The 12,071-nt window shown below is 61.7% G+C and carries 13 protein-coding genes; 2 read left to right on the top strand and 11 right to left on the bottom strand.

The window, feature by feature from the left end; translation table 11 throughout:
* Positions 1-55: 55 nt before the first annotated feature.
* The 8 genes from EHF33_RS06585 to EHF33_RS06550 all read right to left on the bottom strand — a co-directional run bounded on the left by EHF33_RS06585 (position 56) and on the right by EHF33_RS06550 (position 7,591).
* On the bottom strand, positions 56-856 hold the full coding sequence (locus tag EHF33_RS06585) for an ABC transporter ATP-binding protein (protein ID WP_124869089.1): 801 nt from the start codon (positions 854-856) through the stop codon (positions 56-58).
* Positions 853-1,668: an ABC transporter permease gene (locus EHF33_RS06580; protein WP_124869086.1), complete on the bottom strand. Its 816-nt coding sequence runs from the start codon at positions 1,666-1,668 to the stop codon at positions 853-855. The genes EHF33_RS06585 and EHF33_RS06580 overlap by 4 nt, the downstream gene beginning before the upstream one ends.
* Positions 1,665-2,717 carry an ABC transporter substrate-binding protein gene (locus tag EHF33_RS06575; RefSeq protein ID WP_124869083.1) on the bottom strand — a complete coding sequence of 351 codons (1,053 nt, stop codon included), beginning with the start codon at positions 2,715-2,717 and terminating at the stop codon, positions 1,665-1,667. Before EHF33_RS06575 ends, EHF33_RS06580 begins: the two co-directional genes overlap by 4 nt.
* Positions 2,718-2,944: 227 nt before the next feature.
* Entirely contained in the window at positions 2,945-4,129 is a 1,185-nt protein-coding gene (gene sat / locus EHF33_RS06570) for a sulfate adenylyltransferase (protein ID WP_164473429.1), read from the bottom strand.
* 173 nt (positions 4,130-4,302) lie between these two features.
* Positions 4,303-5,013 (bottom strand): phosphoadenylyl-sulfate reductase, encoded by a 711-nt coding sequence (locus EHF33_RS06565; protein ID WP_241191297.1) that lies wholly within the window; start codon positions 5,011-5,013, stop codon positions 4,303-4,305.
* Entirely contained in the window at positions 5,010-5,564 is a 555-nt protein-coding gene (gene cysC, locus EHF33_RS06560; RefSeq protein ID WP_124869077.1) for an adenylyl-sulfate kinase, read from the bottom strand. Before cysC ends, EHF33_RS06565 begins: the two co-directional genes overlap by 4 nt.
* Entirely contained in the window at positions 5,561-7,144 is a 1,584-nt protein-coding gene (locus EHF33_RS06555) for a nitrite/sulfite reductase (RefSeq protein ID WP_124869074.1), read from the bottom strand. Before EHF33_RS06555 ends, cysC begins: the two co-directional genes overlap by 4 nt.
* 21 nt (positions 7,145-7,165) lie before the next feature.
* Positions 7,166-7,591 (bottom strand): DUF4395 domain-containing protein, encoded by a 426-nt coding sequence (locus tag EHF33_RS06550; RefSeq protein ID WP_241191296.1) that lies wholly within the window; start codon positions 7,589-7,591, stop codon positions 7,166-7,168.
* Positions 7,592-7,875: 284 nt separating this feature from the next.
* Between EHF33_RS06550 and EHF33_RS06545 the strand changes: the two genes are divergently transcribed.
* Positions 7,876-9,642 carry an ABC transporter ATP-binding protein gene (locus tag EHF33_RS06545; protein WP_124869068.1) on the top strand — a complete coding sequence of 589 codons (1,767 nt, stop codon included), beginning with the start codon at positions 7,876-7,878 and terminating at the stop codon, positions 9,640-9,642.
* Between the two features lie 49 nt (positions 9,643-9,691).
* Here the strand turns inward: EHF33_RS06545 and EHF33_RS06540 are convergent, their stop codons facing one another.
* Both EHF33_RS06540 and EHF33_RS06535 read right to left on the bottom strand, forming a co-directional pair.
* Positions 9,692-10,054: an Ohr family peroxiredoxin gene (locus EHF33_RS06540; RefSeq protein WP_124869065.1), complete on the bottom strand. Its 363-nt coding sequence runs from the start codon at positions 10,052-10,054 to the stop codon at positions 9,692-9,694.
* Positions 10,055-10,186: 132 nt separating this feature from the next.
* The gene (locus EHF33_RS06535; RefSeq protein WP_124869062.1) at positions 10,187-10,654 is read right to left on the bottom strand and encodes an Rrf2 family transcriptional regulator; all 468 of its coding nucleotides are present in this window, start codon (positions 10,652-10,654) and stop codon (positions 10,187-10,189) included.
* Between the two features lie 112 nt (positions 10,655-10,766).
* Here EHF33_RS06535 and EHF33_RS06530 point away from each other — a divergent pair, with 112 nt between their 5' ends.
* Entirely contained in the window at positions 10,767-11,321 is a 555-nt protein-coding gene (locus tag EHF33_RS06530) for a Uma2 family endonuclease (RefSeq protein ID WP_241191295.1), read from the top strand.
* 6 nt (positions 11,322-11,327) lie between these two features.
* Here the strand turns inward: EHF33_RS06530 and EHF33_RS06525 are convergent, their stop codons facing one another.
* Positions 11,328-12,062, bottom strand: coding sequence for a YebC/PmpR family DNA-binding transcriptional regulator (locus tag EHF33_RS06525; RefSeq protein WP_124869057.1), 735 nt, complete (start codon positions 12,060-12,062; stop codon positions 11,328-11,330).
* Positions 12,063-12,071: the final 9 nt, after the last annotated feature.

The raw sequence follows: 12,071 nt of genomic DNA, 5'->3' as shown, positions 1-12,071 counted from the left end.
GCCTGAATGAAAAGGCGGCGGCTGTTTTGCTGATGCGGGCAAATGGATTTCGTCCCTAGCCTTCTTCCATCACAGCCCGCAGCTTTTCTACGCTCAGTTCCTGCGTCGGCGCGTCGAGTACCACCATGCCGTCGCGCAGAGCCACCACTCGCTCACCGAGTTTCAACGCTTCTTCCAGGTTGTGGGTCACGAACACCACCGTGATGTGCTGCTCTTGCCAGATGCCGCGCAGTTGCTCGCTCAGGTCGGTGCGGGTGCGCTCGTCGAGGGCGCTGAACGGTTCGTCGAGCAGCAGCAGGCCCGGACGCGTCGCCAAGGCGCGGGCAATGGCGACCCGTTGTCGCTGCCCACCCGACAGCTCGTGAATCCGGCGCTCGCCGTACTCGGGGAGGCCGACTTGAGCCAGTGCTGCCGCCACCCTGCGGCGCTGCTCGTCGCCGGGTACACGCTGGGATTTAAGGCCGAAGGCGACATTTCCGGCGACGGTCAACCAGGGAAAGAGAGCGTGTTCTTGCTGAACCAGTGTCAGCGCGGGGTCGGGGCCGCTGACGACCTGTCCAGCCAAACGGACTTGGCCCTGCTGCGGCTTCAAAAAACCAGCCAGAACGCTGAGCAAAGTGCTTTTGCCGCTGCCTGACGGCCCCACGATGGTCAAAAATTCGCCCGCCCCCACCATCAGATTGATTGGCCCCAATCCGGCGGTTCGCTGCCCACGTTTGCCGGCGTAGTGGTAAGCCACGTCCGAGAGTTCTAGGGTAGCTCCACTCGGTGGGTTAGTGGCGGCAAAGTCGTTACTCACATCACTCAGTCTAGCGGCCTCAGCGCGGCGCAGCAGGGGCCTTTCTTTAACGGTCATGCGCCCGCCTCCAAGCCGTAATCGCGGCGAATGCGGCTTTCCAGGGTGCGGATCAGCAGATCAAACAGTGCGCCGATAACCCCCACAATGATAATGGTGGCGATCACCAGCGCCATATTGGAGGTGTTGCGCCCGACTTCCAGCAGTCTGCCGAGGCCTGGATTGGCGGTCAGCAGCTCCGCGCCGATGAGTGCCCGCCAAGCAAAGCTCCAGGCGGTTCTGAGGCCGGTGACGATGTTGGGCAGCGCGGCAGGCAGCAGCACCCGCGTGACTAGGCCGAAGTTGTTTGCGCCCAGCGTGCGGCCCGCCGTGCGCCAGGCCGGAGGCACGTTCAGTACCGCGCCTGAGACCGCCAGCGCCACCGGAATAAAGCCCTCGATAATGACCACGAACATCACGGCCCGCTCGTTGAGGCCCAGAAACAAAATGGCAAACGGCACGAAAGCGATGCTGGGGACGCTCTGGAGGCCCTGCAAATACGCGCCAAGCGTTTCGCGCAGCGGTCGCCACAGCGACATCAATAAGCCCACCACTCCGCCAAGTCCCACCGCGATGACGTAACCCAGCGCCACCCGACGCAGCGAACTGCCCACCGAGGACAGCAGCTTGCCGTCTTGCGGGCCAGTGCCCCATAGCCCATAAGAAAACTCCTCCCACACGTCTTTGGGGCTGGGAAACACGTAAGGCGGCCAGATTTTCAGTACATCGGTGACCAGCCACCAGAGGCTGATGATGATGATGAGTCCCGCGATTTGCCAAACAAACGTCATGCTGCGCGGACGCCGCACCGCGCTGAGCGGCGCAGTGGTCATTTTCTTCCCAGGATGAGCGGCGCGGGCGACTTCTGGATGGGCACTTGGCTTTGAGGCGCGGTCAGGGAGCGCAGCAAGCTGAGGTCAACCAGACTGTCGAAGTCAGGTGATTTGCGGCTGTAGCCAGCATTGATATTGAGCTGTGCGTACTCTTTGATCGCTTCAATATCCACGTCGGCAGTGAAGGTGGTGCGTTTGAGGGCACGCTGCAAAACACGGGGATCGAGCTTCTGATTGGTCAGCTTGAACAGAGCGCTGCTCACTGAGGTTTGCGCGGCGGCGGGCGATTTGTTGAGCAATGCGATGGCCTGAAGGTGAGCCTTCAGAAAACTTTTGACCAGTTCGGGATTGGCCTGGGCAAATTTGATGTTGACGATCACCACCGCCGAAGGGTATTTGCCGCCGCGCCAGACAGTTTTTTCGTCGCCAACCGCTTTATTGCTCTGAGCTTCGAGCAGTGCGGCCCAGGGTTCGGGCACCAGTGCGGCGTCAACTTGCTTGCTCAGGAAAGCGGCGGCCACGTCAGCGGGGGCGAGCGGCACAATTGTCACGCTGCCGCCGTCGCTCTGGGGCTTGAGGCCCGCGTCAGCCAGAATGGCCCGCAAGCTGATGTCCTGCGTATTGCCCAAGCTCGGCACCGCCACTTTTTTACCGGCCAAGTCTTTGTAAGTGCCAATCCCTGAGCCTTTGCGGGCGATCATGACCGCGCCCGCTTCGGCAACGCCCGCAATGATCTGAATCGGCATTCCCTTGGCCGCCGCGTTGATGGCTGGCCCCGGGCCGATTAAGCCGATATCCAGCGCTCCCGCCGCAAAGGCTTCGCTGAGCGTAGTGCCGGAAACGAAATCTTTGGTTTCAATCTTGACGCCTTTCATTTGGGCGGCGTAATACCCCTTGTCCAGTGCCACCAGCGCCGGAGCGTGGGTCAGGTTGGGAAAAAAGCCGATGCGAACGGTGGTGGCCGTCTGGGCCGAGCTGCTGCTCAGCGATGTCCAGAGCAGTGACGAGAGGAGCAGCACGGCCAAGGACTTGCGGGTGCGGTGTGTCATGTTGACCCTCCGGAGGAAGTGGATGTGATGAGAAGGCGGTGGGCAAAAGGGTCAGCCGGAAACCAGAGCAACCTCAGCACTTGAGCTTTACGCCGCAGCGGTCTGCAGTATCTCAGCAGACTAAAAGTCGAGCGGCTGTTGGTGTGAGCTTGATGGACAAACAGCTAAGGCAATGGATGCGGGCTTGAAGAGTGTGTACAAGATTTCACGCCGATCTGAGCAGCGCTTTAACTTTGCTGCTGATACGCCGCCCGCAGCACTTCAGCGACTTCTCGGCGGCTAAATTCCGGCGGCAAGTTTTCGCCGGCCCGCAGCTTCTCACGCACCTTGGTGCCACTCAGGATCAAATGATGAGAGCTGTCGTGCGGGCAGGTGCGCGGGCTGACCAGTTGGCCGCAGGTCTGGCAATAAAAGGTGTGTTCAAATTTGAGAATCTGGATGCCGAGTTCCTGCGGCGTGTACGCCCCGAAAATCTCCTGCGCGTCGTAGGTGCCGTAGTAGCTGCCGACCCCGGCGTGGTCGCGTCCCACGATAAAATGGGTGGCTCCGTAATTGCGCCGAGACAGCGCGTGCAACACCGCTTCACGCGGCCCGGCGTAGCGCATGGCGGCGGGGTAGACGCTCAGCAGCGTGCGCTGAGCCGGGTAATACTTGTCCAGCAGCACTTCGTAGGCCTGCATTCTGGTGGCGGCGGGTACGTCATCGCCCTTGGTCTGGCCGACCAGCGGGTGCAGCAGCAGGCCGTCTACCAGCTCCAGCGCCACTTTTTGCAAGTATTCGTGGGCGCGGTGAATGGGGTTGCGCGTCTGGAAAGCCACCGTACTGTGCCAGCCGCGTGCCTCGATAACCTCGCGTACCTCGGCGGGCGTGCGGTGGGCATGTGGGAAGTCGCCTCGCGGCACTTCAAACAGGGTCACCGCACCGGCCAGATACACGTCTCCGGCAGCGTAAAGGGCCGCCACGCCAGGGTGGGCTGGGTCGGTGGTGCGGTAGACCTCGCGGGCCTCATAGTCCTTTTGCGCCGTGAATTGCTCGCTGACTTGCAAGGTGCCCACCGGCTGTCCGGCGTGCGTCAGCAGCACCCGCCCGGTGTATTGGCCAGCTTCGTCACGGTGAACTGGCAAGGTGATGGGAATGCTCCAGGGCGTGCCGTCGGCGAGACGCAGGTGTTCAATCACTGACAAATAGTCTTGCTCGCCCAAAAAGCCGGTCAGCGGCGAATACGCTCCGGTGGCGATCATTTCGAGGTCGGCAAAGCTGCGCCCGCTCAGCTCCAGGCGCGGCAGATGCTCAAACGCGCCGAGCTCAAAATCTTCGCCCAAACGCACCACGCGGTTGACGAGTTCACCGCCCAGCGGCGTCGGCAAAGTCAGGTTAGAGGCAGCGAACTGGGTCAGTGGAGTAAGGGTCATTGCAGGGTCTCCGAGTGAGGACAATTGAAGGAAGGAGGTGGGGGAGAGTCTAGAAGAGTTGATAGAAAGGGTCAACTATTGGAGTGTGAGGAAGGAAATCGCTACGGTCATTTTCCCTGTGCTGCTTTTCAGGGGAAGGGGAGGCATCAGTACCTAGCTTCAGAGGCCCAGTTTCAGAGCTGCCCTGCTCCATCCCACAGCCCGCATTCTGTCTTGCCTTTACCGGCCCAGCGGCCAGCGCGGGCGTCTTCGCCAGCACGGACGGCGCGGGTGCATGTCCAGCAGCCGACGCTCAGGAAGCCGTCAAAGTACAGCGGATTCACAGGCAAGTCATGCTCGGCGGCGTAGGCTTCCAGCATCTGGCGTGTCCAGTGGGCCAGCGGGTTGATCTTGCGCCTCGCGTTTCCATCTTCCACAAAGGCAATCTCGGCGCGGGTGCTGGCCTGATCGCGGCTGCGGGCGTTCAGCAGCGCCGAAGGAGCTTTGCCGCGTAAATACTGTTGCAGCGGCGCGACTTTGCGAACCGCGCAGCAAGCATCTGGGTCGCAGGCGTACAAGTTGTCCGGCGTCTGACCGTCCTCAGGGTATGCGCCCGCGTTCAGCGTTACGAATTGCAGTTCGGGATAGCGGGCCGCGAGGCGATCACGGGTCGCTAGCGTTTCGGGGAAATGATAGCCGGTGTCCACGAAAACCACTTCGCCCGCGTAGCCGGCCCGCACCGCCAAGTCGATCAGCACCACGCCGTTGAGGTTAAAGGCGCTGGGCATCACCAGATCGGGGTGGGTGGCAAGCGCCCAACCGATGATTTCTAACGGATCAGTTTCAGGACTGAACGGCGGCAGGCCGACGAAGGGAGCAGCAGGATGACGCTCCAAAGCCGTCACACTCCCACTTCCTCGCGCAGTCCGGCCAATGGGCGCAGGCGCTCCAAGCATTCGGCTACGCTGAGCTGATCGGTTCGCAGGTGCAAGTCCGGCGCGGTGGGAGCCTCATAAGGATCAGAGACGCCGGTAAAGTGGGCAATCTCGCCTGCGAGGGCTTTTAAGTACAGGCCCTTCACATCGCGCTCGGTGACGGTTTCCAGCGGCGCGTCCACGAAGATTTCGTAGGCGCTGGGAAGCTGGCTCAGCACTTCGCGGCGGGTTTGGGCGTAAGGGCTGATGGCGCTGACAAGCACCGTGACGCCGTGCCGCGCCAGCAGTCCGGCCACGTAGCCGATGCGCCGCACGTTGGTGTCTCGGTCGGCTTTGCTAAAGCCCAAGCCTTTGCTCAAATTCTCGCGCACGCCGTCGCCGTCCAGCAGCTCAGCCCTGACGCCCGCCGAAACGAGTTCCTGATACAGCGCACCCGCCAGCGTGCTTTTGCCTGCCCCGGACAGTCCGGTTAGCCACAAGACTCGGCCAGTGTATTGGCTTTGGTGATGGTCGCTGCTCACGCCAGCACCAGTTCGGGTTCGGTAGCAAGCACATGGTCGGGCAAGAAGTTGGCCTGTCCCACGCGGTCAGCGTATTCTACGAAGCTCTCGGCGGCGGCTTTGTTGGCTTTGAAGTCGCTCAGCACTTTGTCGGTGTACTCAGTCAATCTATCGGCGGGCACCACGCCCCTCAGCTTCGCACCCACCCGCTCGGCTTGCCCGATGCTTCCGGCCAGATGCACGTTGTACACCTCGTCAAACGCCCCTTCCTCACCCTCTTTGCTGGCCCGCTGCGCTCCCATAAAGCCCAGATCGGCCACCTGATAGCGGGTGCAGGCATTCGAGCAGCCCGTCAAATTGATCACGAACGGCACGTCCAAGTCGCTGTGCTTGACTTCCAACTCGTCGATCAGGCCCGCCACCCGCGCTTTGGTTTCGGTCAGCGCCAAGCGGCAAAACTGGGTGCCGGTGCAGGCGATGGTGGTGCCGCGCAAGGTGGCTTTGGGAGCCAAGTCCAGCGCCCGCAGTTCGTGGGTCAACGCGTCCAAATCTCCGGTTTTGACGTGCGGAATCATCATGTTCTGAAAGGCGGTGGTTCGCACGACCCCTTTGCCGTACTTATCGGCCAAATCGGCCAGCGCCCGCGCTTTTTCGGGGTTGATTCGGCCCACCGTCGTGGACAGCACCACATAATTCAGGCCGTCACGCTGCGGGTTGATGCCCAGCACGTCGCTGCCGCCGAAACGGGCCACCGGCGCGGCGGGGCCGTCCTGCAGGGCGTAACCCAGATACTGAGTTTCCACGATTTCGCGGAATTTCTCCACGCCGAGGTCTTTGATCAAGTACTTGAGGCGGGCTTTTTTGCGGTTGAGGCGGTAGCCGTGATCGCGGTAGGCTCCTGCAATCGCCCGCCCGACTTCCACCACTTGCTCAGGCCTGATGAACACGCCCAGCCGCTTGGCGAGGTGCGCCACCGCGCCCAAGCCGCCGCCCACCCACACGTCAAAACCCACTTCGCCGCCGACTTCGTGCGCCAGAAAGCCGATGTCATTGATCAGGTGAATGCCTTCGAGTTCCGGCGTCGCCGTGATGCTGATCTTGAATTTGCGCGGTAAGTCTTCAAAGTCTTTGTTGCCGCTCAAGCTGCCTTCCATCGCGGCGGCCAGTGGGCGCACGTCTAAGCGCTCGCGGGCGTCGAGTCCGGCCAGCGGCGAAGCGATCACGGCCCGCACGGTGTCGCCGCAGGCTCCGCGTGTATGCAGGCCCACCGTCTCCAAGCGCTCCAAAATGGCAGGGATGTTTTCAATTCTCAGCCAGTGAAATTGGAAGGCTTGGCGGTCGGTCACGTCCAGTAGGCCGCGCCCGTAGTCCTCGGCAATGCCCGCCACCACTCTCAGTGCGGCGCTGCTCAGCTCGGCGGTGGGCACTTTGACGCGCATCATCAGGTAGCCGTCTTCCTGCGGGCGCTGCGGATAAACACCGGCCCATTTCAGCAAATCCATTTTCTCCGGGTTGATGGCTCCGGCGGCGGCGTACTGCGGAATCAGGTCAAAGATTTCAAAAGGCGGCAGTGACTTTTTCAGAAGTTCAATATCAGACATGTGGGCTCCGGTGGGATCGTGTCAGGCTTTGGCGGTCAGGCGGTAGCGCAGCATTTTGTACTGGAAGTACATCCAACACCCCACACAAACGCTTTTGGTCAAGTTGAGCAGCACCAAGCCAATCACCACGAAGCCGAGAACCACGCCCAGTCCGGTGAGGCCGCTCAGCAGTGCCAGCGCCGAAGCCAGCAAGAATGCGCCGCCGACGCCCTGCGCGAAGTGGTGCGCTTCAGGCGACTCGCCCACAAGATTGGGCTTCAGGCCCAGCAGGGGAGACGCAGCCAGGTAAGCCGCTTTCATGGGGCTGCGCTTGGGCCACACCGCTCCCGCGAGCATGGCGGCACCCAGCGCGGCGATCAGCCAAGGCTGGCGAAACAGCAGCGCGGCGGCAGTGAGGCCCACCACGCTGAGCTGGTTGAACTTGAGGGCCGAGAGGTCAGTTTGCACGCCCGGTATTATTGACCAAACTTGTCAATAAAGAAAGTGAGTTGTTTGGTCAACTTGTCATGCCAACCAAATACGCAAGCTGCGACGGCTTCCTGCGCCAAGCACATGGTGTTTTATGGGTGTGAAAAAGCAAGCATGACCGGCGTTTCAAGCCGTGCTCATGATTTCACTGCTGACTCAGACTCTGAACTGTGCGAGCGGATCAGCCTTGAATCCGGGCCGGAAGAAACTGAGCAAGACAATCCCTACACTTGGCAGCCATTTTGAGGCGCTAGCCTCAGCGGATGCTCTCCCCAGCTTCTCCACCGGTTATTCGCCGCCTTTACGGCTTGCTGCTGCCTTACCGCCGCACCGTGCTGATCGGGATGTGCTGCTTGATCGGCAGTGTGGCCGCCGAACTCTATCCACCGCTGGTGTGGGGCCGGGTGGTGGATTTGGGCCTCATGAAACGCGATTGGCGCTTTGTCGGCTGGCAACTGGCGCTGCTGGTGGTCATCTTCGCCGCGCAGCAGGTGTTGGCCGCTTGGCGCGGGCTGCTGCTGGAGCGGGCCGGGCAGCAACTGACTTTTGATCTGAGGATGCGGCTGTACAACAAACTGGCCGGGCAATCGGCGGCTTACTTTGAGTCTCAGCGCAGCGGCGACCTGCTTTCCCGCGTCACCGCCGACGTGGACGGCATTCAAGATGTGCTGCTGCGCGGCACCGACGCCGTGCTGGGCAACGCCCTGCGCTTAATCGGGGTGGTCGCTATTTTTATCGCCCTCCAACCGCTGCTGGGCGTGATCGTGACGCTGCCGATGCTGGTGGTGGGCTTGCTGCTGCGGCGCTACAACAGCAACGTTCGCCCGGCTTACCGCGCGGCCCGGAACCGCCTCGGCGATTTGTCGGCGCTGATCGCCGACCGGCTGGCGGGTATCCGGGTGGTGCAGGGCTTTGCCCGCGAGGACGCCGAGGCCCAGAAAGTAGAAGCCATCGGTGAGTCGCTCTATCAGGAAGGAGTCAAAGCCGTGCAACTGCGCAACCGGGCTTTTCCGGTGGTGCGCTTCGTGTCCAACTTCGGCAACATCTTGATGCTCGGCGGCGGCGTGCTGCTGATCAGTCGCGGTCAATTTACGCTGGGCGGCCTGCTGGCTTACCGGGGTTACGGACGCTACTTTTACGGCCCGATTGACGACCTGGTCAATATCAACGACTTGTTGCAGCGGGCCGAAGCCAGCGGGCGGCGCATTTTTCAGGTGCTGGACGCGCCGCAGCAGATCGCCGAGTTGCCCGGCGCTCGCCCACTCGCTCAGCCTGTACGCGGCGAGGTGGCTTTCGAGCACATCACCTTTGGCTACGACTCCGCCGCGCCCGTTTTGAAGGCACTGAGCCTGCACGTTCCGGCGGGGCAGCGGGTGGCGCTGCTCGGCGCGTCGGGCGCGGGCAAAAGCACCTTGATCGGACTGCTGACCCGCACCTACGATCCCCAAGCGGGGCGGGTCACCTTAGACGGCCAAGACGTGAGTGAACTGACCTTGCCCTCGCTGCGCCGCGCCGCCACCGTGATGCAGCAAGACACCTTCCTTTTTCACGACACGGTGCTGGAAAATGTCCGGTATGCCCGACCAGACGCCACCCCGGAAGAAGTGCAGGCGGCTTTGACGGTGGCGGGCGCGGCTGAGTTCGTGGCTGCCTTGCCGCAGGGCCTGAACACCATGGTCGGTGAGCGCGGTGTGCGGCTGTCGGGCGGCCAGCGCCAACGCCTCGCCATCGCGCGGGTGCTGCTGGCCAACCCCGCCGTGCTGCTGCTCGACGAACCCACCAGCGCCCTGGACACCGAATCGGAAACGCAGATCGTCGGCGCTCTGGAACGCTTGATGCGGGGCCGCACCGCCTTAATCGTCACCCACCGCTTGTCGCTGGCCCGCAGCGCCGACCGGATCGTGGTGCTGGAAGGCGGTGAAATCGTGGAGGACGGCAAGCCCGAAGTGCTGCGCCGCCTGCGCGGTGGCCGCTACGCCGCGCTGGAGCAGGCCGCTCTGCTCTCCGAGGGCGTGCTGGCCGATGACTGAGCAGGGCGTGAGAAGTTGGGTCGTAGGGTAAGCGCCAGAATCGTCCGCTTCAGGATTCGTGAAGACGGTATTCGATCTTGTCACCCAGAGCGCGGCTGTAGGCGCAGATGGCTTTGCCTTTATCGACGAGGTGCTGGGCTTGCTCCCGCGTCAATTCGGGCAGGGTGATGTCCAGCGCTCCCGTCAAATCATGCGCCTCACCGTTGGCAATCAAGCCGACCTCGGCCCGCACGCCCATCACCCCGAACTCGGGATAGTGCTCGGCGCGGGCGGCTGCGCCCATCGCGCTTTCAAAGCAGGACGCCAGCGCGGCGGCAAAGAGCTGCTCCGGCGTGCTGCCTTCTCTGCCGTTGCCGCCGAGTTCGGTGGGTACGGCCAGGCGAACTTTGAGTTGATCGTCTTGGCTGTCCACATGTCCGGCGTGGCCCCCGTGAGCGTCGGTTTGGTCATGTTCGCCAGTGTGCTGGGCACTGTGCCCGCTCTCGGTAGGAGGCGATACGGTTCCGGCTCAGCGGTGAAGTTTGATTTAGAAAAGCTAAGCAGCTCAGGCGTTGGGCTTGAGCAGGTGCCCCAAGCAGTGGCCGTAGCTCACCCCCTGCTGGGCGTCGATCACCAAATCCTGCACGCTGAATTCTTGCAGCACCGAGAGCATGGCGTCTCTCATGCGGGTATAAATCGTGTTGCGGGCGTGGCAGCGCTCTTCTTCCACGCAGCTCTCGCGCCAGTTTAGGCTGATGCAAGACAGCGGAGCCACCGGCCCGTCCACGGCGCGAACCACCTCGCACAGCGAAATGAGCTGCGGCCTGCGCGCGAGGGAGTAGCCGCCGCCGATCCCTTTTTTGCTTTTCACCACGCCTTTGGCGCTGAGTGCGGCTAGAATCCGCACCAAATAGGGCCGAGCGATATGGGTGTGTTCGCTGATCTCTTCGCTGGACACCCAGCGCTGAGCCTCCTGCGTGCCGAGGTAGCCCAGCGCCTGAAAAGCATAGATGTCGGTGGTGGATAAGCGCATAGAAGTCTGAGTTTAGCGCTTGTTGAGCTGTTTTGTCAGGTATTGTGCTCCGGCTTTGGGGGTATGCTTTGGCCATGAGCAGCCCAGCCCCACGCCAATGACACAGAAGGCGATGAGTGTTGAGGACTACTTGCGTACCGAGGAACTCAGCCCCGTCAAGCGTGAGTACGTGGGCGGATTCGTGTATCCGCTGCACGGCGCTACGCGTTCACAGGCGGGGACGAGCAAAGCCCATATGCGGATCAGCCTCAACATCATCAAAGCGGTGGATGCTGCTGCCACACGCTTAGGCTGCCGCACCTCCATGGCCGATATGAAACTGCGAATAGAAGATAGTAATGCCTTTTACTACCCCGACGTGATGGTGGCGTGCGAGCCCGACAACGGGGAGGCGTATTTTGAAACGGAACCGTGTTTATTGGTCGAGGTTCTTTCCAAAGGCACCGCCAGCGTTGACCGGCACGCCAAATATCAGGCCTACACTGCTATCCCCAGTCTTCAGACTTATCTGATCGTGGAGCAGAACGAGCGGCGGGTTTACGCCTACGGACGCGGCGTTAAGCAGTGGCAACTCAGCGAGATGGTTGGGCAAGGCGATATTGCTTTGCCGTGCCTGAATCTCTCGCTGAGCTTGGATGAAATTTACTTCGGGGTGCTGGAGGGCTGAGACGCTCTATTCGTCGGTGTCTTCCGGCCACTCGGCGTTGGAATAAACGTTTTGTACGTCGTCCAAATCTTCGAGCGCTTCGATGAGCGTCATCAGCTTGCTCACGTCATCGCCGCTGACCGCCACCGTGCTGCTGGGCACCCGTGAAAGCTGGGCGCTCTCCACTTTGAAGCCTTTTTCGGTGAGGCCTTCTGAAACCGCATACAAATCGTTGGGCGCGGTGCTGATCTCCAAGCCTTCCTCGCCTTCCTGCAAGTCTTCCGCGCCGAGTTCGATGGCGGTTTCCTGCGCGGCTTCGGAGTTTTCCGGCAAGTAGATCAGGCCCTTGTTTTCAAACTGCCACGCTACCGAGCCGCTGTTGCCCATGCTGCCGCCCTTTTTGCTAAACACACTGCGGACTTCGGCCACCGTGCGGTTGACATTGTCGGTCAGCGTTTCGACGTAAAGAGCGGTTCCGCCGGGGCCGTAGCCCTCGTAGACCGCTTCCTTGTACTCGGTGGCCCCACTCTCGCTGCTGATGGCCCGCTTGATGGCGTTGTCGATATTGTCGACTGGCACGTTGTCTGTTTTGGCGGCGGCAATCGAGTTTTTGAGGCTCAGATTGCCCGCAGGGTCGCCGCTGCCGCCGGAGCGAACCGCTGCCGTGATGGCCCGAAGGTGTTTGCTGATGGTGGCCGAACGCTTTTTGTCGTTGGCTCCCTTTTTCCGTTTGATCTGCGACCATTTGCTGTGTCCTGCCATGTCAGCCAG

This window comes from Deinococcus psychrotolerans, assembly GCF_003860465.1.
Lineage (GTDB): Bacteria > Deinococcota > Deinococci > Deinococcales > Deinococcaceae > Deinococcus > Deinococcus psychrotolerans.
Note: the sequence above shows the minus strand (reverse complement) of the source record. Positions and strands in the feature narration are given on the sequence as shown.

Coding starts and splice junctions, on each gene's coding strand:
- EHF33_RS06585 (WP_124869089.1), bottom strand. CDS start 856: ATGACCGTTAAAGAAAGGCCCCTGCTGCGCCGCGCTGAGGCCGCTAGA.
- EHF33_RS06580 (WP_124869086.1), bottom strand. CDS start 1,668: ATGACCACTGCGCCGCTCAGCGCGGTGCGGCGTCCGCGCAGCATGACG.
- EHF33_RS06575 (WP_124869083.1), bottom strand. CDS start 2,717: ATGACACACCGCACCCGCAAGTCCTTGGCCGTGCTGCTCCTCTCGTCA.
- sat (WP_164473429.1), bottom strand. CDS start 4,129: ATGACCCTTACTCCACTGACCCAGTTCGCTGCCTCTAACCTGACTTTG.
- EHF33_RS06555 (WP_124869074.1), bottom strand. CDS start 7,144: ATGTCTGATATTGAACTTCTGAAAAAGTCACTGCCGCCTTTTGAAATC.
- EHF33_RS06545 (WP_124869068.1), top strand. CDS start 7,876: ATGCTCTCCCCAGCTTCTCCACCGGTTATTCGCCGCCTTTACGGCTTG.
- EHF33_RS06535 (WP_124869062.1), bottom strand. CDS start 10,654: ATGCGCTTATCCACCACCGACATCTATGCTTTTCAGGCGCTGGGCTAC.
- EHF33_RS06530 (WP_241191295.1), top strand. CDS start 10,767: ATGAGTGTTGAGGACTACTTGCGTACCGAGGAACTCAGCCCCGTCAAG.
- EHF33_RS06525 (WP_124869057.1), bottom strand. CDS start 12,062: ATGGCAGGACACAGCAAATGGTCGCAGATCAAACGGAAAAAGGGAGCC.